Origin of the sequence: Corynebacterium sp. HMSC056F09 (assembly GCF_001815785.1) — a bacterium.
Classification (GTDB): Bacteria; Actinomycetota; Actinomycetes; order Mycobacteriales; family Mycobacteriaceae; genus Corynebacterium; species Corynebacterium hiratae.
Genome location: NZ_KV821915.1, coordinates 182,800 through 205,308, shown reverse-complemented (window position 1 = coordinate 205,308; position 22,509 = coordinate 182,800). Strand labels below are relative to the sequence as shown.

The following is a 22,509-nucleotide window of genomic DNA, read 5'->3' as shown; positions in this document are numbered from 1 at the left end:
ATGACGCTGGCGGCGACTGTGCTTGCGCCGATACCAAAATCAGACGTGATGAGCAGATCAGTGCCCGAATCGATCTCTCGGTCAGCCGTAGCCATGCCGAGTTCGATGTGTGACTCGCACTCTGCCGGGGACATAGCGGCAGAGGGGGCACCAGGCTCAGTGCTGGTGGACTCTGCGCTGCATTCGACGAAGTCGATGCCCGCTCCTGCCCGCTGCGCAGCGCTGAAGAGATTATCGCGCCACCGATCTGCATCGCTGAGGGAGTGCTCTGTGGCTTCTGCACCGTCGACAGTGGGTACAACGTTGGCATCAGCGCCCTCAAAGACGATGGCTCGGGGGCGCTGAAGGGGCTTCGCCTGCGGGGAATCCTGCGCTGCCGCCAACCACGCGGCAATTTCGGCTACGCGATTTGGTTGAGCTGCGGTTGAAGGGCGCAGCTGGGGAACCGCGGTGAATTCAGGCATGTGTCCTCCGGTTTAGACAGTGGCTCCGCGCTCCACCTGCGGGCGCGGGGTGCGCCACTTGCGCGGCTGGGAGGCGCGGGAGTACGCGTAGAAGCCCAGACCAAAACCGGCCTCGGTGGTGCCGGGGAACTTGAGACGCACGGCGTTGTTGCACTTGCGCGCGAGCCAGAAACCTTCGACGGCAAAGACAACGATGACCGCCATCGCGCCGATAGAGATGATCTGCGACAGGCGAGGGTCCCGGGTGCTGACGAACATGAGCACCAGCAGCACGATGGCAAAGGGCATGACCCACTCGTTAATGAAGCGGCGGGAATCTACCCAATCGCGTACGTAGCGGCGGACCTCGCCCTTATCGCGGGCGAGCAAGTAGCGCTCGTCGCCAGCGGCCATGCGCTCCTGTGCCACCTTGTTACGTTCGCGGGACTCAGCGCGCTCCTTACGCTTATATTCCTTCCATTCCGCCTTGGACATGGAAGCCTTAAGCTCCTTGCGATGCTGGTAGCGTTGCGCGTCCGACATCCCCCGGGGATCACGCTTGACGCCGCGGGCGATTTCCTGCGCATCACGCTTGGGCGTGGGGCGGCCCTTCGGCGGCGTGTAGCCCTTGCGGTGCGGTTTCTCGGCGGCGGGTTGCTCTTCCGGCGCCGGGGTTTGCTCGGCGGGGGAAGAAGTCTTGTCATCTTTTTGCCACGGAAGTTTCACGCTGTTTAGCGTACAAGGTCTAGCAGACATAACGGGAATAGGCCCGCGGGAGAGAGCGTTGTGGTTAGGGAACAGGACACCTGTGAACCACTAGTGAACTGTGAGGCATCCTTTCTTCCTCACCTGTGAGGGGGTAGGGTGGGCTCCAGAAAAATTCCGCATATATAAGAGGAGAAATCATGACCGCTCCCGCGTCTGCAACCGGAGTTATCCTGACCGAGGCCGCTGCCGCCAAGGCAAAGTCCCTGCTTGAGCAGGAAGGCCGCGACGATCTGTCACTGCGCATTGCTGTCCAGCCAGGCGGCTGCGCGGGTCTGCGCTACCAGCTCTACTTCGATGACCGCACCTTGGATGGTGACAAGGTGGACACCATTGGCGGCGTTAACCTCGTCGTAGACAAGATGTCTATCCCGTACCTCACCGGCGCCAAGATTGACTTCTCCGACACCATTGAGGCCCAGGGCTTTACCATCGATAACCCCAACGCTGGCGGCTCCTGCGCTTGCGGTGATTCCTTCAATTAAATTCAAGTAAAGTCACGTTGACAAAACGATGAAGCCCTCGTCCGCAGTGTGCGGCGAGGGCTCCGTCAGTTTTGTTGTTTGAACTAGAGCTTCACGGGGTAGTCGCGCTGCTCGATCTTCGGGTCGATGCGGTCTTCGACGAAGATGCCGTGCCAAATCATGAAGGACAGCACCGTCCACAAACGGCGTGAGTGATCGGATACACCGTCGCGGTGCTCCTTGAGCATCTCCAGAACTTCCTTCTTGTTGAAGATGTCCTCGGTCTGGGACTCGGTAATCTGATCCTGGGCCCAGCCGTAGAGCTCATCGCCGGCCAGCCAGTGGCGCATCGGAACCGGGAAGCCCAGCTTCTTGCGGTGCAGCACGTGCGGGGGAACGATCTGCTCCATGGCCTTGCGCAGCGCGTACTTGGTCGTCCCGTGCGAAATCTTGAGGTCGTAGGGGATAGTTTCCGCGACCTTAAACACTTCCTTGTCGAGGAAAGGAACGCGCAGCTCTAGGGAGTTGGCCATGTTCATCTTGTCGGCCTTGACCAAGATGTCGCCGCGCATCCACGTAAACAGGTCGAGGTGCTGCATGCGGGCTACCGGGTCGAAGTCCTGTGATTGCGCGTAGATTGGTGCGGTGACCTCGCGGTGATCCCACTCCGGCTTGGCCCAGGGGAGCACCCGCTGGAGCTGCTCGAAGTTAAAGGAACGTGCATTGCCGTAATAGCGCTCCTCCATGGTCATCGAACCGCGGTTGAGCAGGGACTTGCCCTTCATTCCTTCGGGGAGTACCTGTGAGAGCTTGCCCAGGCCGCGACGCAGCGGGGAGGGGATCTTCTCGAACGGAGCCAGGGAGAGAGGCTCCTTATAAATGGTATAGCCGCCGAAGAGCTCGTCCGCACCTTCGCCGGAGAGCACCACCTTGACGTGCTTGCGGGCTTCCTGGGCCACGAAGTACAGCGGAACGAGGGAAGGGTCCGCGACGGGGTTGTCCAGGTACCACATGATCTTCGGTACAGCGTCGGCATACTCCTCAGGGGAGACGATCTTGACGATGTGCTCCACACCGATCGCCGCGGCGGACTCGGCGGCGACATCCACCTCGGAGTAGCCCTCGCGCTCGAATCCCGTGGTGAAGGTGAGTAGGTCTGGGTTGTGGCGCTTGGCCAGAGCTGCGATGGCGGTGGAATCAATGCCACCGGAGAGGAAGGAGCCGACGGTGACGTCCGCACGCATGTGCTTCTCGACGCTATCCTCCAACGCCCGGGCGATCCTATCGAAGAGCTGCTGCTCCTCGCCCTGCTTGACGGGTTGGATGGGGAAGCGGGGCTTAAAGTAGCGCTCCGATACAACTTCTTCGCCAGGGCGAAGCGTCACGGTGCAGCCAGACTCGACGCGGCGAATATTGGCGTGGAGGGACTCTGGCTCAGGCACGTACTGCAAGTCTACGTAGTGCTCGATGGCGCGCCTATCAAGGCTGAGGTCTAGACCGAGCGAGTCGGCCATCGAAAGGATGCACTTCATCTCCGAGGCGAAGACCGTGCCCTCCTTGGTGGTGGCGTAGTAGAGCGGCTTGATGCCGAACTGGTCGCGGCCGGCAAACATCGTGCGCGTTTCGGTATCCCAGATAACGAAGCCAAACATGCCACGCAGGTGCTCTACGACGTCCTTACCCCAGTGGTGATAGCCCACGACGATGGGCTCGCCGTCACCCTCGGTGTTGAAGGTATAGCCGGCGGCACTGAGCTCTTCGCGGAGTTCTACGTAGTTATAGATTTCGCCGTTGAAGGTAAGGGCATAGCGCTCGGGGTTGTCCTCGGGGCCCCAGCGGAGCGGCTGATTGGAGTGTTCGAGGTCGATGATAGATAGGCGGTTAAAGCCAAAAGCCGCATCATCGTCGTGCCAGGTTCCGGCAGCGTCCGGGCCGCGGTGGCGCATGCACTGAAGAGACTGTTCAAGAGCTTCCAGGTGCTGGGCGGCGTTGCGATCGGCGCTCAGTAGCGCGCAGAGTCCGCACATAAGCTTGCTTCTCCTTATAGATCAAGGTTCATCTCCGGAACACTTTACGGCCGCGGCCAAACGATCTGCGAACCCCGCGCCGCGTTCCCCGTTAGGGTGCGAACTTTCGGATGATGCAGGGGTGTGCGGCTTGTGAATTGGGTCATAGCCGGGAGGGGGAGGCTGGGGGAGCTGGCGTGATCTTGTGCAGGTGGGCCGGTAACATTCCGTACGTTCACTACTTATAGGACAGGTCCAACGCCCAAACAGTCCAGCGAAAAGGCCTGAAAATCAGGCAGGATGCTCTATTCTGATTGGGTAGGAATGCTCTGTGAGTATTCGAGAAGTTTGTGTGCACAGAAAGGCAGAACACACGTGGGACAGCGTAAGCAGCGCAACCTCGGCCGTAAGGCAGGCCTAGCGGGCGTCATAGCTTTGGGCGGTCTAGCCCTTGCGGGTTGTGACGTCGCAGCGCCGACGGCAGTTGAGAACCTCCTAGGCATGGGTTGGCCGAAGGGTATTACCCCTGAAGCGACCTCGATGTACAACTTCTGGATCTGGGTCTGGGTTGCTGCATGGATCATCGGTTTCATCATGTGGGGCCTGTTCCTCACCGCTATCTTCCGCTGGAATGCGAAGAAGGCTGAGAAGGCCGGCAAGGGCGAGTTCCCGAAGCAGCTGCAGTACAACGTGCCGCTGGAGATGGCTCTGACCATTATCCCGATTCTGATCATCATGGGACTGTTCTTCTTCACTGTTCAGGCTCAGCAGAAGGTTACGGCGCTGGACAAGAACCCTGAGGTGACCGTGGACGTTACCGCCTTCCAGTGGAACTGGAAGTTCGGTTACGCCGAGAACAAGGTTGATGGCGAGAACTACGATGGCGCCGATGCTGAGCGTCAGAAGCTTGCCGAGGAATCCTCCCTCGACCCGGAGGGCACCCCGAACCCGAACCCGATTCACGGTAAGTCCACCGGTGACATCTCCTACCTCAACTTCAACAAGATTGAGACTGTTGGTACCACCGAAGAGGTTCCGGTTCTGGTTCTCCCGGTTGACACCCCGATCGAGTTCCGCCTCGCCTCCGGCGATGTTTCCCACTCCTTCTGGGTTCCGGAGTTCCTGTTTAAGCGCGATGCCTACGCGCACCCGGAGAACAACTCCCAGGAGCGTCGCTTCCAGGTAGAGAAGATTGAGGAAAAGGGCGCCTTCGTTGGTCGCTGTGCTGAGATGTGCGGTACCTACCACGCCATGATGAACTTTGAGATTCGCGTCGTTGACCGCGCAGACTTCAACGAGTACCTCAAGTTCCGTGAGGAGAACCCGCAGGCAACCAACGCCGAGGCTCTCGAGCACATCGGTGAAGAGCCCTACGCAGTTACCACCGCTCCGTTCAACTCTCTGCGCGACACCCGCGATGCCGACAACTTTGTCGACACCGCTGAAGCGGCATAAGAAAAGGAACTGATAGAAAATGCGTGCAACATCTAAGGTCTTTTATTCCATCGCGACCTACCTCTTCGTGTCGCTCATCGTCTACGTCATTGGCGTTAACTACGTCAAGGATGATGGCTACATGTACGGCACCGAGTGGGTCGGCATCGTGGGCTTGGTCCTCGCTATGCTGCTCTGCCTCATGCTGGGCGGCTACCTGCACTTCACCGATAACCGCTCCGACATCGCGCCGGAGGATTGGGAAGAGGCGGAGACTGAAGACGCAGCCGGTATCCTTGGCTTCTTCTCTCCGAGCTCCATCTGGCCGCTGTGCATGACCGGCTCCATCGCAGTGCTGGGTCTTGGCATCATCTTCCTCTACTTCTGGATGATCATCCTGGGCGCAGTCCTGCTCGTCACCTCCGTGACTGGCCTGTCCCTGCAGTATGGCCTTCCGAAGGAAAAGCACTAAGGCTTAACCTTTTCTGCCGCGCTTTCTAGCGTCACGACTTCTCACGCCTCCGCCACACCTAGTGGCGGAGGCTTTGTCGTTGAGAAGACTGCGTCGTAGTGCGTTGCGGAAAGTTCCCAAAAGGGAGAAAAAATTTCGATTTGGGTGGAGTGCTGGGGGAGCGGGTGGCTTGCCGAAAGTGTGTAACTCTAGGTCTGTGCTTAGAATTCCAGCACGTTAACGGCCATTTTTACGGGGGTCATCCGAAAGTTGCAGTCCTGCACTTTCGCCCGCGGTGGCGGGTGTGATTTATCTCATTAGCGTTGGTCCGACCGGTTTCGGATTGCGGGCAAAACGTACCTCTTCTTGACCTGTTGCTGGCTTCACAACTGGCGTTGCCAAGTCTCACTACCTGCAGGGATGGGGCGTCGTAAAGCGCGCTAAAAAGTTCCCGACTACCTCCTGGGAGCTCTATGGTTCCTGCCTGGGGTGAAAACTGTGAAGGTCTAGGTCGTGGCCTCAAAAAAATCGGGGGGAAATGAGATGACTTATGCGGTCAGACCAGCCATACTGTTATGCGTGACGAGCGTAGTTTCTAACCAAGGTATGGCAGCACCACGTGTTGCCGCGCTGAACCGACCCAACATGGTCAGCGTCGGCACCATCGTGTTCCTGTCTCAGGAATTGATGTTCTTTGCTGGACTGTTCGCGATGTGGTTCACCTCGCGTGCGAACGGCCAGGAGGGTGACTGGGCAGAGCACACGGCGCACATCAACGTGCCCATGGGCTTCCTCATTACGAGTGTCCTGGTCCTTTCCTCCGTGACCTCTCAGTTCGGCGTTTTCGCAGCAGAAAGGGGTGACGTTTACAAGCTCCGACTCTGGTACTCGGTGACCATCGCGTTGGGTGTTGTCTTCCTAGGCATCATGGCGTTCGAGTGGACAGAGTTGATCATGGCAGGTCTCACTGTTCAGTCCAGTGTCTTTGGTTCGGTCTTCTATATCCTGACCGGGTTCCACGCGGCACACGTGACTGCGGGTCTGATCGCCTTCGGAATTATCTTGGCGCGAATTGCCCGCTCCAAGTTCACGCCTGCACAGGCCACCGCGGCAATGGCAGTGTCTTACTACTGGCACTTCGTTGACGTTGTGTGGATCGGCGTGTTCGTAGTCATCTACCTAGTTCAGTAGGCCGTAGTCGCCGGAGAATAGCCGGCCTACAGTCATTCATCTCCATGTACGAGTTATCTAAAGGAAAATGATGGATAACATCCAGCAGCCCGCCGCAGTGGAAGACACCACTGCCGCGGCTAAGAAGACCCGCCGTCGCCGCAAGGCGAAGCGCACGCTTGCTGGCGTCTTTGCACTGAGCATCGGTCTTACCGGCGCAGGTGTCTTGGCTTCCGCCCTGACCCCTGACGCACAGGTGGCTACCGCTGCCAAGGATGACCAGGCACTCGTTCAAGAGGGCAAGGACATCTACGAAGTCGCTTGTATCACCTGCCACGGTGCGAACCTGCAGGGTATCCAGGACCGTGGTCCTTCCCTCGTTGGTATCGGTGCTGGCTCCGTGTACTTCCAGGTTCACTCCGGCCGTATGCCGATGATGTCGAACGACGCACAGGCTGAGCGCAAGACCCCGCGTTACACCGAGCAGCAGACGTTGGCGCTTGCCGCCTATGTTGCTGCCAACGGTGGCGGCGCTGACATCGTCTACGACGAGGATGGCTCCGTAGCGCAGGAGTCCTTGCGCGGCGCCAACTACAACGGCCAGATCCAGGCCGAGGACGTCGCCAAGGGCTCCGAGCTCTTCCGCATGAACTGCGCGTCCTGCCACAACTTCACCGGTAGGGGCGGCGCTCTGTCCTCCGGTAAGTTCGCGCCGCCGCTCGACCCGGCTAACGAGCAGGAGATCTACCAGGCAATGCTGACCGGCCCCCAGAACATGCCGAAGTTCTCCGACCGTCAGCTGACTGCAGATGAGAAGAAGGACATCATCGCCTACCTCAAGTCTGCGAAGGAAACCCCGTCTCCGGCTGGTTGGTCGCTTGGCGGCCTCGGTCCGGTGGCTGAGGGCCTGGCAATGTGGATCATCGGCATCAGCCTTCTGTGCGTTGCCGCTATGTGGATTGGATCTCGCTCATGAGCAACGTAAAGAAGAATTACTCTCGCAAAGAGCTCGATGCTATGAGCAACGACGAGCTCGCAGCCCTCGGTACCGAGCTGGACGATGTTACCGTTGCGTTCCGTAAGGAGCGCTTCCCGGTAGAGGGCGATCCCGCCGAGAAGCGTGCCGCTGCAAACGTCACCTTCTGGCTCATCATTTCCGTCCTGATGGGCATTGCCTTCCTGGCCGTCTACCTCTTCTGGCCGTGGGAGTACAAGATGCTCGGCGAGGACGGCATGTGGTGGCACACCCTCTACACGCCGTTGCTCGGCTTGACCTCTGGTCTGTGCATCCTGGGCTTGGGCTTTGCCATCGTTCAGTACGTCAAGAAGATCCTCCCCGAGGAGATCTCGGTTCAGCGCCGCCACGACGGTCCTTCCGATGAAGTCGACCGCCGCACGCTGACCGCGCTGCTGAATGACTCCTGGAACACCTCGACCTTGGGTCGTCGTAAGACCATCATGGGGCTGCTCGGTGGTGCTGGCGTTCTCTTCGGCCTTACCGTCATCGCTCCGCTGGGTGGTGCCATCAACAACCCGTGGAAGAAGCGCCACGAGTTGAACTACATGGGTGACGGCACCCTGTGGACCTCCGGTTGGACCCTGCATGAGAAGGGCGTCAAGCTCTACCTCGCTCGCGATACCGGTACTATCGCCGAAATGCACGAAGGCGAGTCCGGCTCGCACTACACCACCCGTGGCGTCACCCGCCTGGTGCGCGTGCGTCCGGAAGATCTGGCTGCAGGCGGTATGGAGACTGTCTTCCCGCTGGCTGCTGAGGATGTCAACGACGGTGCAGAGTACTCCGAGGACAAGGACGTCTACGAGAACCACATGCACTCCATCCACGGTAACCGCAACGCTGTGATGCTCATCCGCCTGCGCAACGATGATGCCAAGAAGGCTATCGAGCGCAAGGGTCAGGAAGACTTCCACTACGGCGATTACTACGCCTACTCCAAGATCTGTACCCACATTGGTTGCCCGACCTCGCTGTACGAGGCACAGACCAACCGCATTCTCTGCCCGTGCCACCAGTCGCAGTTCGACGCGTTGCACTACGGTAAGCCGGTCTTCGGCCCGGCAGCCCGTGCACTGCCGCAGCTGCCGATTGATGTGGACGATGAGGGCTACCTCATTGCTAAGGGCAACTTCATCGAGCCCGTCGGACCTGCATTCTGGGAGCGTAAGTCATAATGAGTAACAAACTTGCACAGATGGGTAACAACATGGACGAGCGGTATTCCGCTGCCGGCGTCCTGCGTACCCAGCTCAACAAAGTCTTTCCCACTCACTGGTCCTTCATGCTCGGTGAGATGGCACTGTACAGCTTCATCATCCTGTTGCTGACCGGTATCTACCTCGCGCTGTTCTTCGATCCTTCAATTACGAAGGTCATCTACGACGGCGGATACACCCCGCTGAACGGCGTGGAGATGTCTCGCGCCTACGCAACGGCACTCGATATCTCCTTTGAGGTCCGCGGCGGTCTGTTTGTGCGCCAGATGCACCACTGGGCAGCACTCATGTTCATGATGTCCATGATTGCCCACATGCTGCGTATTTTCTTCACCGGCGCATTCCGTCGCCCGCGTGAGGCTAACTGGATTATCGGTTGCGCGCTTATCCTTCTGGGCATGGTCGAGGGCTTCCTCGGCTACTCCCTTCCGGATGACCTGCTCTCCGGTGTTGGTCTGCGAATCATGTCCGCCATCATCCTGGGTCTGCCGATCATCGGTACCTGGCTGCACTGGGCCATCTTCGGTGGCGACTTCCCGTCCGACCTCATGCTGGACCGTTTCTACATCCTGCACGTGCTGGTTATCCCGGGCATCATCCTGGGCCTTATCGCAGCACACCTCATCATGGTGTGGTTCCAGAAGCACACCCAGTTCCCTGGACCGGGTCGCGCTGAGAACAACGTCGTGGGTGTCCGTATTATGCCGGTCTTCGCCACCAAGGCAATCGGCATGGGCATGATGGTTGCCGGTGTCCTGGCGCTCATCTCCGGTCTCATGACGATTAACGCCATCTGGAACCTTGGCCCGTACAACCCGTCCCAGGTCTCCGCTGGTTCCCAGCCGGATATCTACATGCTGTGGACTGACGGTGTTGCTCGTGTCATGCCTGCATGGGAGCTCTACATCGGTAACTACACCATCCCGTCTGCGTTCTGGGTTGCACTGCTCTGTGGCCTGATGGTCGTTCTGCTCTTCGCCTACCCCTTCATTGAGAAGAAGTTGACTGGCGACGACGCTCACCACAACCTCCTGCAGCGCCCGCGTGACGTTCCGGTTCGCTCCGCTATCGGTGCAGCTGCCATCGTCTTCTTCCTGCTGGTAACGCTGTCTGGTGGTAATGACCACGTGGCACACTTCTTCCAGATCTCGCTGAATGCGATGACCTGGGTTGGCCGTATCGGTCTGATTGTCCTGCCGCCGATTGCATACTTCATGACCTACCGCATCTGCGTTGGTCTGCAGCGCTCCGACCGTGAGGTGCTGGAGCACGGTATCGAGACCGGTGTCATTAAGCAGCTGCCGAACGGTGCCTTCATCGAGGTTCACCAGCCGCTTGGTCCGGTGGACGAGCACGGCCACCCGGTTCCGCTCGAGTACGCCGGCGCTCCGGTTCCGAAGCAGCTCAACCAGCTTGGTCTGGCCGACTCCGAGACACAGGGCATCTTCTCTTCCGATGACTCCGCTATCGTCTCCCGAGTCAATGAAATTCGCCACGAGAACCACGCTGAGGAGGCGGAGATGTTCCGTCAGCTCAACGAGGCTAACCGCCGCGAAGACGAGGAGAATGGCCGCATCTAGCGCCATCACTCGCTGAAACACGCTCACAGAGCCCGTTCCTTTCTCCATCACACAGGAGAATAGGAACGGGCTTTTGCGTTCTCATTTCCTTTAGTCGCGGGGCCGCGAACTGGGCCCTTGGAGCCGGCCTGGTTCATTTGTTCATTTCGGAAGCTGAGCTAAGTCAGGAGGGCGTACTTGCACAAGGCATCTGACAAAAGGCATTTTTGGGTCTGAAGACGCCATCTGCCATGAGTAAATAGCGTTTTTAGCCGTCAGAACGCCTTACGACTGATGCCTTTTGCCAGACGCCTTTTGTCAGATGCCTCAGGCGTGTCAATAAAGGCCCCCAGACGTTGGGCGTTGGAGGAGCTCAAAGAAGGTAATCCGTTTCGCGAAGAGATGGGCAGTGCACTACGGAAAGGTCGTCGTGAACCGACCTGGGTCATGGGTGGGTGAGTAAACCTTGACGTCACTCTTGGCAGTATTGCCCAGTGTTGTTCGGCGGTGGGGCGGGATTTCTTCGCACTTAATTGGCCTACGTCAGGTTGGAGCTGTCTTGGTTGAAGAAGCATTAGACCCCGCCGCGAGCACGCTAGGTGAGCGCGAAGGGCGTCCCAGGGGAGTTCGTTAGATACAGCGTTCTTTCATGCCTAGGCCTCTAGAGCGTGTGCTTTAGGGTAGTTGTAAGGCCGTCTACGTACCCGCTGTCAGAGCAGCGGTCTGCGGGCGCCGAGCTGGGTGGGAGAGCGGGCTCGCAAGTTTGCGTTGCTTGCTCGTCAAGGTGTTAACCCGTAGTTAACCTCTTCTTAGTTTGTCTGATTTCCGGGAATCGAGGTGCTATACGGCGATGCGGAGGCCTCTCATTTGCCTGGGGGAGTGACGCGGTCGACATAAAAACCGCAGGAGAGAACCACTTTGTTGCATGGTTTCAGGAGAGGGTAGTGGGTCAAATGGGGTCGATGTGACGCCGAGTTACACGAGTGTGATGAAGGTTACATCGTATACTTTTGGACGCTCTTTGGGGCTTTAGGTCGGTGTTAAGGTCTAGCGGTGTGAAGTGAAAACCCCTCTGGGTTATTGCAGGTGAGGGCAAGTATCTGCCTGTCGTGCTTGTGTAATGAACTGGGGTCGTTGGGCGCCGTGTCGTTTAGGTTTCCATTTGATAACGGGACGGTAACGAAGCCGGTTTTACGTTTCTGACTCGACATCGCTCGTGATGATTTCGTAACCTATTCGAGACATTGAGTTACCGCCACGGTGTACACATCACCGGTGCTCAATACGAACTGAAGATTTAAGCGCCGCGTCTGGCCCCTCCTAAACATCCGGGGGCCGAGCGGAGATGGCCCTACAGGAACGGGTCATCGTCGAACGCTAGGCCCGCCCTTGGGTCAGAGCTTTTGTTCGCGTCATGTGGAGAGTAGTCATATGGATTGCCTTCTCCTAGTGAGCGAAAGTAGGCGCGCAGGAAGATTTGGAGTTTAAATTCGTGGCTAAGCACCGTCGTCAGGGCAACCTGAACACCCGTCGCATCGCATCCACTGCTGCTGTTGCTGCTACCGCAGCTGTTACCGTCCCTGCCGCTGCTAATGCGGCTGAGGTTGTCGTCCCGGAGACCGATATCCGCTTCGAGGTTGCTGGTCTGGAGAACGTCCCGAATATCAAGCAGCTGCCGAACATTGACCGTTACATCCCGGCCTTCAAGGCTGATCAGGGTGCGGGTTACGCCGCTGCTGTGGAGGCTCCGGTAGCTGAGGCTCCGGCGCCGGCACCGGTTCAGTCCGTGGGCGAGAAGGTTCTCGAGGCTGCTCGCTCCGCCGTCGGTTCCCCGTACGTCTATGGTGCCAACGGCCCGAGCGCTTTTGACTGCTCTGGTCTGACCTCGTGGGCTTACCGCCAGGCTGGCGTGTCCATTCCGCGCACCTCCCAGGCGCAGGCTTCTGCGGGTACCCCGGTGTCCCTCGATGCCCTGCAGCCGGGCGACATCATCGTCTACTACTCCGGTGCATCCCACGTTGGTATCTACACCGGCCACGGCACCATCATTGACGCGCTGAACTCCGGCACCCCGGTCGGCGAGCGCTCCCTGAACTACATGCCGATTCACTCCGCTGTTCGCTTCTAAGCGAACCTGGCGGTTTGGCTAACCCCTTCCGCTGCTCTTGCCATGTTGATGGCGAGGGTGGGGAAGGGGTTCGGCTATTCTAGAAGCCGTTATGCTTTTCCTTGACTGAGGGTATAATTCAGTCATCTATTAACCTTCTCTTAGTTTCGGGGGTATTCATGTCGCGTCGTGGCATTGCGTGTGCCGTCGCTGCAATCGTTGTGGGTGCGGCTCCGGTGGTCGTCCTGTCGCCATCTGCAGTGGCTCAAGAGTTCCTCCAGGAGCAACCGCAAGAAGCGGCAGGGGAGCAGGCACCCGAGGATCTGAGCGATCTCATTGAGCGCATGGCGGACGTCGCCCAGCGGGTTTCTGCCAAGGGTGAGGAAGTCAAGGGGCTTGAGGATGAGCTCGCAGAATCGGAGAAGGAGATCGGCGAGCTGGAACGCAAGGCTGAGGAGGCGCAGCGCAATTCCGAAGACGCCTCCGTGGTTGTCGCTGAGCAACAGCAGCGGATCGATTCCCTGGCGCAATCGCGCTACCGCCGAAGCGCGGCAACGCCAGTGTCGGCAGCCCTTGATGCCAACGACGTAGCCAGTGCGGTCGAGCGCATGGGGTACCTGGGGGCTTTGACGAGGGCTGCCAAGCGTGAAGAGGAAGCCATGGTGGCTGCCGCCGCCGCGGCCGACGAGGCGCATCAGCAGGCAGTCGATGCTACTGAGGAAGCGCGCCTCAAGCGCGACGAGCTGCAGGCACAGCGCGATGCGGTTCTCAAGGAGCAGGCTGACCTGGAAGAGCAGCAGAAGGAGCTCGAAACCAAGGTTGATGGCTTGAGCCCCGAGGCGCGCCAGGCATGGGTTGAGCACTTTGGCGGCTCTGCCGACCTTGACCTAGCTGCGTTGGCCGATGGTTCGGGATCCGCCGCTGTCCAAGCAGCACTCACCCGCATTGGTGCCCCGTATGGCTGGGGAGCAACGGGCCCTGATGTGTTCGATTGTTCCGGCCTGATGGTGTGGAGCTATCAGCAGATGGGGAAGAGTATCCCGCGCACCTCGCAGGCGCAGATTGCCGGCGGCACCCCAGTACCGATCGATGAACTACAGCCCGGAGACATTGTGGGCTATTACGCCGGCATTACCCACGTGGGAATGTATATCGGCGACGGTCAGGTGGTTCACGCCTCCACCTATGGCGTTCCCGTGGCAGTGGTGCCGCTTCATTCCATGCCCGTTCAAGGCGCCGTCCGCTACTAGGCCATGGCGCGCACACTCCTAGTAACGAATGATTTCCCGCCCACCATCGGCGGGATTCAGTCTTATCTTCGAGATTTTCTGGCAACCCTCAACCCGGAGGACGTCGTCGTCTTCGCCTCGACCCAAGATGGTGACGCCGCTGCCGAGTATGACGCGACGCTGCCGTATACCGTGGTTCGCTGGCCACGCACCATCATGCTTCCGACACCAGCCACCGCGCGCCGGATGCAGAGTCTGATTCGTGAATACGATATCGAGACCGTGTGGTTTGGGGCGGCAGCCCCGCTTGCCCTTATGGCGCCGGAGGCCCGGGCGGCGGGCGCTCGCCGGATCGTTGCCACGACGCACGGTCACGAGGTGGGCTGGTCCATGCTTCCCATAGCCCGGCAGGCCCTGCGTCGCATTGGTCAGCATGCCGATGTCATCACGTATATCTCGGACTACACGCGTACCAGGTTGGAACCCGCGTTTGGTACCCATGCGCGCTGGGTGCACTTGCCTTCTGCGGTTAATCTGGAAGACTTCACTCCGGCCACGGAGGGAGAAAAGCAGAGCGCGCGGGAGCGCTTTGGACTCGGCCCAGGGCCCGTCATCGTGTGCATCTCCCGCTTGGTTCCCCGCAAAGGCCAGGACCAGCTCTTGCGGGCGATGCCGGCGGTACGGGCACGCTTCCCGGACGCCCAGGTACTCATCATCGGTCGCGGACGCTATGAGCAGACACTGCGCGAGCTAGCGCGTCTGTACTGCCCCGACGCGGTGTTGCAGGAGGCGCGGGACACCGAAGAATTGCAGTTGGCGCTTCATGCTGCCGATGTGTTTGCCATGCCGGCGCGCACGCGGGGTGGGGGACTCGACGTCGAGGGCCTCGGCATCGTTTACCTAGAAGCACAAGCGGCGGGGTTGCCGGTCATTGCGGGTGACTCCGGTGGTGCACCGGAAACAGTAACGTCCGAGACCGGCATCGTCGTGCGCGGCTCCTCAGTTCTGGAACTTGAGCAGGCCTTGTGCACGTTGCTTGGCGACGTCCCCGGGGCCCGCCGCATGGGGGCGGCAGGGCGCCGTCACGTGGAGGAGCACTGGACGTGGGAAATCATGGGCGCACGATTGCGTGAGGTTCTGGAATGTGATCGTGGGCAGGCCGGGGTATATCCTACTAGTCATGCTTGAACACACTTCCTCCGCTGACGGTGGCCACAGCGGCCTCACCATCGGGTTCGATATTGGTGGAACCAACTTGCGGGCCGCGGTGATTAATCCCGCCGGAGAGATTGTGGATTCGACAAGCGTCCCCACGGCCAGGGAAGCGCAGACACTCGAAGATGACATCGTGCGCTGCGTAGACAACTTGGCAGCATCCCATGACATCGAGGCCGTGGGCCTTGCCCTCGCGGGCTTTTTGGATCCCGAGTGTGAAGTTGTCCGCTTCGCCCCGCATTTGCCGTGGCGTAACGCCCCAGTACGCGAGATCCTCAGCAGGCGTTTGGACGTGCCGGTCCGCCTTGAGCATGACGCCAATTCAGCCGCGTGGGGCGAATGGCGCTTTGGCGCTGGGCGCGGTGCGAAGGACTGGGTCTTTTTTGCCGTGGGAACCGGCATTGGTGCCACGCTTTTTACTGACGGCACAATCTACCGAGGAGCTTTCGGTACCGCACCAGAGTTTGGGCACCTTGTTGTGTCACCGGGTGGGCGCCTGTGCTCCTGCGGCAAGCGTGGTTGCCTCGAGCGTTACGCCTCCGGCACCGCATTGCCGGATACCTGCGCGGATTTGCGCGGTGACTATGACACCGCCCTTCCCCTAAACCCCTCCGGCGAGGAGATCACTGCTGCGGCTCGGCAGGGTGATCCACTGGGCTTGGCCGTCATGGAGAACTTCGGCCAGTGGCTCGGGCGGGGGCTGTCCATGGTGGCGGATGTACTCGATCCAGAGCTGATTGTGATCGGCGGCGGGGTGTCCCAGGACGCGGATCTTTACCTGGATCGGGCGCGGGAATCTATGGCTAGCCAGATTGTCGGGGCCGGTCACAGGCCCCTGGCCCGAGTCGCAACTGCGAAGTTGGGTTCTGCGGCAGGTATGATCGGAGTCGCTGATCTCGCCCGCCAGGAGCACCGAGGTTAACACCGCACATTTTTCTTTCACCGGGCAGCACCGCCTGTTCGGCACATACAGATAGGACTATAAGCGATGCGAAACAAGTGGTACTGGGCCTTCAAGCACATCTTTTTCGGCCCGGCCCTACGAGTGTGGAACCGCCCATGGTCCGAAGGAATGGATCGCATCCCGGAGTCCGGCTCGGCTATCTTGGCCTCCTCCCACCAAGCGGTGATGGACTCTTTCTACTTCCCGCTTCTGTGCCCGCGGCAGATTACCTTCTTGGCAAAGAGCGAGTATTTCACCACCCCCGGCTTCGTCGGCCGCCTGCAAAAGTGGTTCTTTAGCTCGGTTGGGCAGGTGCCGATTGACCGCGTCAACAAGGAAGCCAGTGACGCGATGCTGGCGAGCGCGGAGCGCATTATCGGCCGCGGAGATCTTTTTGGCATCTACCCGGAGGGAACTCGCTCACCTGATGGGCGTATCTACAAGGGGCGCACCGGCATGGCGCGCATCGCGCTGACTACGGGTGAGAAGGTCATTCCCATCGCCATGATCAATACTCGGAAGGCCAACCCGATCGGTTCGTGGATTCCGCGCCCGGTTCGCGTCGGCATGCGCGTGGGAGAGCCCATCGACCCCCGAGTATGGGCCGCTGAGCGCAACCTCGACCCGCAGGATCACGCTACCGCGCGGGCCTTTACGGATTACGTGATGAAGCAACTCTCGGAGTTGACGGGCGAACCTTATGTCGACGTCTACGCCTCTGATGTCAAGGCTTCTCTGCAAGCCGGACACGGCTACCCGGAAGGGGCCGAGCCCGGTTCGGAGGCGCGGTAATCAGTGACTTCCTCCCCCAAACAGCGATTAGCTTGGCCCGATGTAGCAAAGGGGATCTCCATCCTGGGCGTCGTGCTGTTGCACATTACGCTCACGGTTCCGGAATCCAAGGACACGTGGCTGGCTGCCTTTAACGTGTGGCTGGACCCCTTGCGCTTGCCTTTGTTCTTTTTGGTGAGCGGCTTCTTCGCGCAAAAGGTGTTTCGCTTCAGCTTTGCGGAGCTTTTCACGCGCCGCCTGTGGTACTTCCTCGTGCCTTATGTGGTGTGGGTGCTCGTGGAGCAGCAGACTAAGCGCGTGGAGTATCACTGGGTATTCGGGGATCCTATTTTCGATGTTGATCAGATGGCCGCGAGCCTCCTAGTGGGGCATTCCATGGCTTGGTTCCTGCACGCGCTGATTCTGTTCAATATCTTCCTCTGGTGCGTACGCAAGCTGCCCGGGTGGGCAGCGATGGCGTTGAGCTTTACCCCGATTCTGTTCATCGCTTGGCAGGCGCAGTACACCTCGATTGCAAAAGCCATCATGTTCCTCCCAGTATTCGTTGGTGCTGCTTGTTTCCGGGATGCCATTGCCGCATTCGCCGCCGCCATCGAGGCACCGTTTAGGGGAACGTGGGATCACCGTAGCTTCTGGGCATATTCCGGGATGACCGTGGCCTATGCCATCGGATTTTTCATCCGCCGCGCGTGGGATAACTACGCAGGGGAAGTCGATGTCACCTGGCTGCTACCTGGCGCGGAGGCGCTGGTGCGGGATGACGTTCACATCCTCGTCCGCATGGTAGAGCAGTTCTTCGAGGTTCCGCTTGGAATCGCGGTGGCGGTAGCGGTGTCTTATATTCCGGTCCTGTCCACTGGCCTGCGTTTTATCGGTTCGCACACGCTGCCCATCTACCTGGGGCACCCCATTGGCTTGACGGTTCTTTATAGTTACCCCATGGCGCTCCACCCGCGGGAGGTCACCCTGGCGGGTCAATGGCCACTGGAAAACACCTGGTTCTGGCTCAGCATGTGCGTGCTCTATTGCGCTGTTGCGTCCTTGGCTCTATGGGCCCTAGGCAAGGTGCCCGTCTTGGGCTGGACGCTGACCCCACCGCCGATCGGTGCCAGTCGGCGGAAGAAGGAACCTTTCTCCGCAGGCGTGAGCTTGAGCCAGCAGCTCAACGCAACGAAGAATACGACAAGCAAGAAGTAGTCATTGCCCGGAATCTGCTGCCACCACGACCACGTCAGTTCCAGTTGCTCGCCGTGGGGGACAAGCCAGTGACCGCGCGCTACCAGAACCAGCCATGTGAGGCCGGCAATGAACCAGCGGCGGCGGGCAGTCAGATACACCGCTGCCAAGCACAGCCACGTGAAGTGGTGCGACCACGAGACAGGTGAACACAGCAGCGCTGCCGACGAGGCCAGCAGCAGAAGCTCAATCTCTGAGGATGTGCGCTCCATGACCCACCACAACGTCGCCACGATGATGAGGCACCCGATAATCCAGAGGGCTGTTGTCTGCTCAGGAATGACGCGGCTGAGCACGCCCCGGAGTGATTGATTGCTCGAGTAGGCCAGCCCACCGATGCGGGAGGAATCCCGGATGGTATCGGTCCAATACACCGCGGAGCTCGCTGGGGAGGCGAGGTAGCCCACCACGCCGCAGGCAACAAAAGCCCCCACCGCCGTGGCAAGAGCGTGCCAGTCGCGGCGAACGAAAAACACGGCGAGGAAGACCGCGGGGGTGAGCTTGATAGCGATAGCTGCGCCTGTCAGAATTCCACGCCATGGGTTGCGGGGCCTCAGTATCAGGCAATCCACAATGACTGCCGCGGTCAACAGGAGGTTTACTTGACCGAAGCTGAGTGTCTCAGTAATCGGCTCCGTCAGCAAGCAGGCGCACAATGCCCACGAGGACCACCAACCGGGCCTGTGAGTGGTGCAGCTTCGAGAGAGGACGGCGTAGAGGCAGACCCAGAGCGCTGCCACCGATGCCGCAGTGAGAAGAATGGACAGTGGCCACAACGGTAGCCATGACACCATGGCGAAAAGCGCTGCGGCAAAAGGCGGGTACGTGAACGGCAGCGAAAAACCGTTGTCGAGGACATAGCTTTGGGCGTACAGATTCTCTCCGTGTAGCAGCGCGCGTCCTCCCTCACGATAAACATCGAGGTCAATGTGGTAGGAAGGCACAATGCTGCCACTGCTGAACAACGCCGCAGGCTGAATAATCCATGCCACGGAGGCCAGCCCTACTATGAACAAGGGGAGAAGGGGAGAGGAAAGGGCTTTCTTCACGCTGCTGAGTATAGGCCCCAGTGCTAAGGCGACTATAGGCGGCAGACTAGGATACGGGGCGTGCGCTACTTCTACGACACCGAATTCATTGAGGACGGATCGACCATTGAGCTGGTCTCCATCGGAATTGTCGGGGAAGACGGAAGCGAGTACTACGCGGTATCCACAGATTTCGATCCTGCGAAGGCTAATGCGTGGGTGCGGGAGAACGTCTTGGATAAATTACCAAGCCCCGCAGACCCAGTCTGGAAATCGCGCGAGACCATCCGCGAAGAGCTCTTGAAATTCTTGGGCCGGCATTCCACGCCTATCGAGCTGTGGGCTTGGGTAGGAGCCTATGACCACGTTGTTCTCGCGCAACTATGGGGAGACATGGCCAGCTTGCCCAAGGGGATGCCGCGATATACCCGGGAGCTGAAGCAGTATTGGGAGTTTGCCGGCCGCCCTAAACTACCTCCAGTGCCCAATGGCAACCATGATGCGTTGGTCGACGCCCGCCATAACCTGGCCAAGTTTCGAGTCTGCGAGCAGCATTTGCCGCTGACGAGGGGCAACCGCGTACATTAAACGTGAATTAATACCGCAGCCGAAAAGACCATTAACTAACGCGTGACAGGCCCAAGATGGTTAAATACTGGGTGTGAGTTGGACAGTAGATATTCCCAAAGAAGTGCTTCCTGATCTGCCGCCGCTGCCGGAGGGGATCAATGAGAAGTTCCAAGACGTCATTTCCCGCGAGGCAAAGCAGCAGCCGGGCTGGGATCAGCTGCAGGCTGATAACGTCCGCAAGATTCTTGAATCCGTACCGCCTATCGTCGTGGCCCCGGAGGTTGAGGATCTCAAGCGCAAGCTTGCCGACGTCGCCTTGGGCAACGCCTTCCTTCTCCAGGGAGGCGACTGCGCGGAGACCTTTGAGTCCAACACGGAACCGCACATCCGCGGCAACATCAAGACGCTGCTGCAGATGGCCGTCGTCTTGACGTACGGCGCTTCCACTCCGGTGGTGAAGTTGGGCCGTATTGCCGGCCAGTACGCCAAGCCGCGTTCCTCCGATCTGGATGCCAACGGTCTGTACAACTACCGCGGTGACATCGTCAACGGCGTGGAGGCCAACGAGGAATCCCGCCGTCACGATCCCGCCCGCATGATTCGCGCCTACGCAAACTCCTCGGCGGCAATGAACCTGGTTCGCGCGCTGACGCACTCCGGAACCGCGGACCTGTACCGCCTCCACGAATGGAACCGAGAGTTCGTGGCCAACTCCCCGGCGGGTGCTCGCTACCAGGCTTTGGCCGATGAGATTGAAAACGGCCTGGCGTTCATGAATGCCTGTGGCGTGTCCGATGAAACCTTGCGCTCGGCGGAGATCTACTGCTCTCACGAAGCCCTGTTGAAGGATTACGAGCGTTCCATGCTGCGCTTGGGTACGGACTCTAACGGCGAGACCAAGCTTTATGACCTGTCCGCGCACCAGCTGTGGATTGGTGAGCGTACCCGTGGTCTCGACGACTTCCACGTGGCGTTTGCTTCCATCATCGGCAACCCCGTGGGAATCAAGCTTGGCCCCGGCGTGACGCCGGAGCAGGCAGTGGAGTACGCGGAGAAGCTTGACCCGAACCGTGAGCCGGGCCGTCTCACCATGATCGCGCGCATGGGCCACGATAAGGTGCGCTCCGTGCTGCCCCCGATCATCAAGGCAGTGGAGGACTCCGGCCACAAGGTGGTGTGGCAGTCCGATCCGATGCACGGCAATACCTTCACGGCATCGAACGGCTACAAGACCCGACACTTCGACAAGATCGTCGACGAGGTCCAAGGCTTCTTCGAGGTACACCGTGAACTGGGTACCCACCCGGGCGGCGTGCACCTGGAGTTCACCGGTGAGGACGTCACCGAGTGCCTCGGCGGCGCTGAGGACATCACGGACGTGGACCTGCCGGGTCGCTACGAGTCTGCCGTGGACCCGCGCCTGAACACCCAGCAATCGCTGGAGCTGTCCTTCCTCATCGCAGAAATGCTGCGCAACTAGAGTCTGCGCAGCGTCTAGCTGCGCAGGCTAATACGGTCTCCAGAGAATCGGCCAGGTGCCGTATTCTCCGGATCCAAACCACCAGGCGGCCACGGCGACAGCCAAGGTGGCGAGGCCGACGAGGACGAGGAACCCGATGAGCCCGACCGTGCTGCGGTTGCTCAACGGACGTTCCTCCGGCTCCTCTTCGGCCCCGGCCGCATATGGTTCTGGCACGGCGGGGGAGGGCGCCGGGGTGTCTACCGGTGCGGCAGGCAGGGGGAAAGCGTCCTCGCGGGTTTCCGCCCGTGTTTCACGCGTGGGGGAATCGGGCGAGGGGATTGCAGAGGTTGCTTCGAAGACACGCGTATTGTCTGTTCCCGAAAAGTCTGTAGGTACTGCAGCGGTACGTGCGGCGGCCGAGTTTCGCGGGACGGGGACCGTGAACTGTGGCAGTTGCAGCTCCCGGGAAACGTCATCCAGAGCATCGAGGAATTCACCCGCGTCTGCAAAGCGTTCGGCTGGGTTACGCGCAGTGGCGGTGGCCACGAGGGCGTCGAAAAGCATCGGCACCCCCTCGATGCGGGAGGAGGGTGCCACCACATCCGCGTGCACGCGCGCGGTGGCGTGCGCCAGCGGGGTGTCACCGTGGAAAGGGACCGTGCCCGTCAGCAACTCGAACAGAACGATTCCGGCCGAGTAGACATCGGAGGCCGGGGTGATATCCGCGCCGGTGACTTGCTCGGGGGAGAGGTAGCTTACGGTGCCGACGATCTGGCCGGAGCTATCATGCTCCGCCTTTGCGGAGCGCACCAAGCCGAAGTCACCCACCTTGACCCGGTGGCTATCGGTGATGAGAACGTTATCCGGCTTGATATCGCGGTGCACGAGGCCCGCGTGGTGGACTTCGGTGAGCCCTGCCAAGACCGAGTGCATGACGCCGGCCGCGGCATGCGGCGGCATGGGTCCGCGTTCCGCAAGGAGCTCGCGCAACGTGCCGCCGGTGATGAGCTCCATGATGAGGTAAATCGGCAAACCATCCGCGGAAAAGTCATGCACGGCGACGAGATTGGGGTGGCTCAGCTGTGCCATGGCGCGTGCCTCGCGCTCGAAGCGGGTGACGAAGACGGGGTCGTCGTGATAGCGCTCATCCATCACCTTGGCAGCTACTGCGCGGCCCAAACGCATGTCCACGCAGCGATACACGGTGGACATGCCGCCGCGAGCGATCGGCTGATCAATGCGGTAGCGTCCTTCAAGAATGTCGCCCACGTTCAGCCTTGTCATGGGTTCCAGTATGGTCGATCCTCTCCTCAAAGTGTGATCCCGCTACAGTTGTGTCTGTGACTAATTCTGCGAACCCTGAAGAGAATTCCCATCCCGAGCTTCCGCAACTTCTCGCC

The 22,509-nt window shown here is 59.8% G+C and carries 19 protein-coding genes and 1 pseudogene; 15 read left to right on the top strand and 5 right to left on the bottom strand.

Going from position 1 to position 22,509, the window contains the following annotated elements; all coding sequences use genetic code 11:
• Together HMPREF3056_RS04760 and HMPREF3056_RS04755 are read right to left on the bottom strand one after the other, a co-directional pair.
• A partial coding sequence (locus HMPREF3056_RS04760; RefSeq protein WP_210401777.1) for a nicotinate-nucleotide--dimethylbenzimidazole phosphoribosyltransferase occupies window positions 1-464 on the bottom strand: 464 nt, incomplete at its 3' end.
• 12 nt (window positions 465-476) lie between these two features.
• A complete protein-coding gene (locus tag HMPREF3056_RS04755; RefSeq protein ID WP_070515789.1) occupies window positions 477-1,169 on the bottom strand; it encodes a DUF3043 domain-containing protein in 693 nt (230 codons plus the stop codon).
• A gap of 179 nt (window positions 1,170-1,348) precedes the next feature.
• Here HMPREF3056_RS04755 and HMPREF3056_RS04750 point away from each other — a divergent pair, with 179 nt between their 5' ends.
• Entirely contained in the window at window positions 1,349-1,693 is a 345-nt protein-coding gene (locus HMPREF3056_RS04750) for a HesB/IscA family protein (protein ID WP_070512402.1), read from the top strand.
• Window positions 1,694-1,776: 83 nt separating this feature from the next.
• On the opposite strand, the gene asnB is transcribed toward HMPREF3056_RS04750, so the two are convergent.
• Complete coding sequence (gene asnB / locus HMPREF3056_RS04745) at window positions 1,777-3,699, bottom strand: asparagine synthase (glutamine-hydrolyzing) (RefSeq protein WP_070754221.1); 1,923 nt, start codon at window positions 3,697-3,699, stop codon at window positions 1,777-1,779.
• A 354-nt stretch (window positions 3,700-4,053) separates the two neighbouring features.
• On the opposite strand from asnB, the gene HMPREF3056_RS04740 reads away from it, so the two are divergent.
• The 12 genes and pseudogenes from HMPREF3056_RS04740 to HMPREF3056_RS04685 form a co-directional block, all read left to right on the top strand.
• Window positions 4,054-5,133: an aa3-type cytochrome oxidase subunit II gene (locus HMPREF3056_RS04740; protein ID WP_070515787.1), complete on the top strand. Its 1,080-nt coding sequence runs from the start codon at window positions 4,054-4,056 to the stop codon at window positions 5,131-5,133.
• 19 nt (window positions 5,134-5,152) lie between these two features.
• Complete coding sequence (locus HMPREF3056_RS04735; RefSeq protein WP_046647941.1) at window positions 5,153-5,584, top strand: aa3-type cytochrome oxidase subunit IV; 432 nt, start codon at window positions 5,153-5,155, stop codon at window positions 5,582-5,584.
• A gap of 585 nt (window positions 5,585-6,169) precedes the next feature.
• A complete protein-coding gene (locus tag HMPREF3056_RS04730) occupies window positions 6,170-6,754 on the top strand; it encodes an aa3-type cytochrome oxidase subunit III (protein WP_010190575.1) in 585 nt (194 codons plus the stop codon).
• 67 nt (window positions 6,755-6,821) lie between these two features.
• Window positions 6,822-7,709 carry a cytochrome bc1 complex diheme cytochrome c subunit gene (locus HMPREF3056_RS04725; RefSeq protein ID WP_029159009.1) on the top strand — a complete coding sequence of 296 codons (888 nt, stop codon included), beginning with the start codon at window positions 6,822-6,824 and terminating at the stop codon, window positions 7,707-7,709.
• Window positions 7,706-8,926: a cytochrome bc1 complex Rieske iron-sulfur subunit gene (locus tag HMPREF3056_RS04720; RefSeq protein WP_070512416.1), complete on the top strand. Its 1,221-nt coding sequence runs from the start codon at window positions 7,706-7,708 to the stop codon at window positions 8,924-8,926. The genes HMPREF3056_RS04725 and HMPREF3056_RS04720 overlap by 4 nt, the downstream gene beginning before the upstream one ends.
• Window positions 8,926-10,548 (top strand): cytochrome bc1 complex cytochrome b subunit, encoded by a 1,623-nt coding sequence (locus HMPREF3056_RS04715; RefSeq protein ID WP_046647943.1) that lies wholly within the window; start codon window positions 8,926-8,928, stop codon window positions 10,546-10,548. Before HMPREF3056_RS04720 ends, HMPREF3056_RS04715 begins: the two co-directional genes overlap by 1 nt.
• Before the next feature lie 1,471 nt (window positions 10,549-12,019).
• Complete coding sequence (locus HMPREF3056_RS04710; protein ID WP_046648126.1) at window positions 12,020-12,655, top strand: C40 family peptidase; 636 nt, start codon at window positions 12,020-12,022, stop codon at window positions 12,653-12,655.
• A gap of 158 nt (window positions 12,656-12,813) precedes the next feature.
• Entirely contained in the window at window positions 12,814-13,884 is a 1,071-nt protein-coding gene (locus HMPREF3056_RS04705; RefSeq protein WP_046647944.1) for a C40 family peptidase, read from the top strand.
• Between the two features lie 3 nt (window positions 13,885-13,887).
• Complete coding sequence (locus tag HMPREF3056_RS04700) at window positions 13,888-15,051, top strand: glycosyltransferase family 4 protein (RefSeq protein ID WP_070515781.1); 1,164 nt, start codon at window positions 13,888-13,890, stop codon at window positions 15,049-15,051.
• Window positions 15,044-16,000: an ROK family protein gene (locus HMPREF3056_RS04695; protein WP_070701806.1), complete on the top strand. Its 957-nt coding sequence runs from the start codon at window positions 15,044-15,046 to the stop codon at window positions 15,998-16,000. Before HMPREF3056_RS04700 ends, HMPREF3056_RS04695 begins: the two co-directional genes overlap by 8 nt.
• A 66-nt stretch (window positions 16,001-16,066) precedes the next feature.
• The gene (locus tag HMPREF3056_RS04690) at window positions 16,067-16,813 is read left to right on the top strand and encodes a lysophospholipid acyltransferase family protein (RefSeq protein WP_010190567.1); all 747 of its coding nucleotides are present in this window, start codon (window positions 16,067-16,069) and stop codon (window positions 16,811-16,813) included.
• Window positions 16,814-16,816: 3 nt separating this feature from the next.
• Window positions 16,817-17,800, top strand: a pseudogene (locus tag HMPREF3056_RS04685) (acyltransferase family protein); the annotation flags it as partial.
• Window positions 17,801-17,835: 35 nt separating this feature from the next.
• On the opposite strand, the gene HMPREF3056_RS13935 reads toward HMPREF3056_RS04685, so the two are convergent.
• Window positions 17,836-19,098, bottom strand: a complete 1,263-nt coding sequence (locus HMPREF3056_RS13935) for a glycosyltransferase 87 family protein (protein WP_141758280.1) — start codon at window positions 19,096-19,098, stop codon at window positions 17,836-17,838.
• A 60-nt stretch (window positions 19,099-19,158) separates the two neighbouring features.
• Here HMPREF3056_RS13935 and HMPREF3056_RS04680 point away from each other — a divergent pair, with 60 nt between their 5' ends.
• On the top strand, window positions 19,159-19,665 hold the full coding sequence (locus tag HMPREF3056_RS04680; RefSeq protein ID WP_010190562.1) for a polyadenylate-specific 3'-exoribonuclease AS: 507 nt from the start codon (window positions 19,159-19,161) through the stop codon (window positions 19,663-19,665).
• Window positions 19,666-19,738: 73 nt separating this feature from the next.
• Complete coding sequence (locus tag HMPREF3056_RS04675; RefSeq protein WP_070754217.1) at window positions 19,739-21,127, top strand: class II 3-deoxy-7-phosphoheptulonate synthase; 1,389 nt, start codon at window positions 19,739-19,741, stop codon at window positions 21,125-21,127.
• Window positions 21,128-21,154: 27 nt separating this feature from the next.
• Here HMPREF3056_RS04675 and HMPREF3056_RS04670 read toward each other — a convergent pair whose 3' ends face one another.
• Entirely contained in the window at window positions 21,155-22,393 is a 1,239-nt protein-coding gene (locus HMPREF3056_RS04670) for a protein kinase domain-containing protein (protein WP_049155227.1), read from the bottom strand.
• Between the last annotated feature and the right edge of the window lie 116 nt (window positions 22,394-22,509).

Excerpts from the sequence above, each read along its gene's own strand:
- HMPREF3056_RS04750 (WP_070512402.1), top strand. The coding sequence starts at position 1,349 with ATGACCGCTCCCGCGTCTGCAACCGGAGTTATCCTGACCGAGGCCGCT.
- asnB (WP_070754221.1), bottom strand. The coding sequence starts at position 3,699 with ATGTGCGGACTCTGCGCGCTACTGAGCGCCGATCGCAACGCCGCCCAG.
- HMPREF3056_RS04735 (WP_046647941.1), top strand. The coding sequence starts at position 5,153 with ATGCGTGCAACATCTAAGGTCTTTTATTCCATCGCGACCTACCTCTTC.
- HMPREF3056_RS04730 (WP_010190575.1), top strand. The coding sequence starts at position 6,170 with ATGGCAGCACCACGTGTTGCCGCGCTGAACCGACCCAACATGGTCAGC.
- HMPREF3056_RS04725 (WP_029159009.1), top strand. The coding sequence starts at position 6,822 with ATGATGGATAACATCCAGCAGCCCGCCGCAGTGGAAGACACCACTGCC.
- HMPREF3056_RS04720 (WP_070512416.1), top strand. The coding sequence starts at position 7,706 with ATGAGCAACGTAAAGAAGAATTACTCTCGCAAAGAGCTCGATGCTATG.
- HMPREF3056_RS04715 (WP_046647943.1), top strand. The coding sequence starts at position 8,926 with ATGAGTAACAAACTTGCACAGATGGGTAACAACATGGACGAGCGGTAT.
- HMPREF3056_RS04705 (WP_046647944.1), top strand. The coding sequence starts at position 12,814 with ATGTCGCGTCGTGGCATTGCGTGTGCCGTCGCTGCAATCGTTGTGGGT.
- HMPREF3056_RS04700 (WP_070515781.1), top strand. The coding sequence starts at position 13,888 with ATGGCGCGCACACTCCTAGTAACGAATGATTTCCCGCCCACCATCGGC.
- HMPREF3056_RS04695 (WP_070701806.1), top strand. The coding sequence starts at position 15,044 with ATGCTTGAACACACTTCCTCCGCTGACGGTGGCCACAGCGGCCTCACC.
- HMPREF3056_RS04690 (WP_010190567.1), top strand. The coding sequence starts at position 16,067 with ATGCGAAACAAGTGGTACTGGGCCTTCAAGCACATCTTTTTCGGCCCG.
- HMPREF3056_RS04670 (WP_049155227.1), bottom strand. The coding sequence starts at position 22,393 with ATGACAAGGCTGAACGTGGGCGACATTCTTGAAGGACGCTACCGCATT.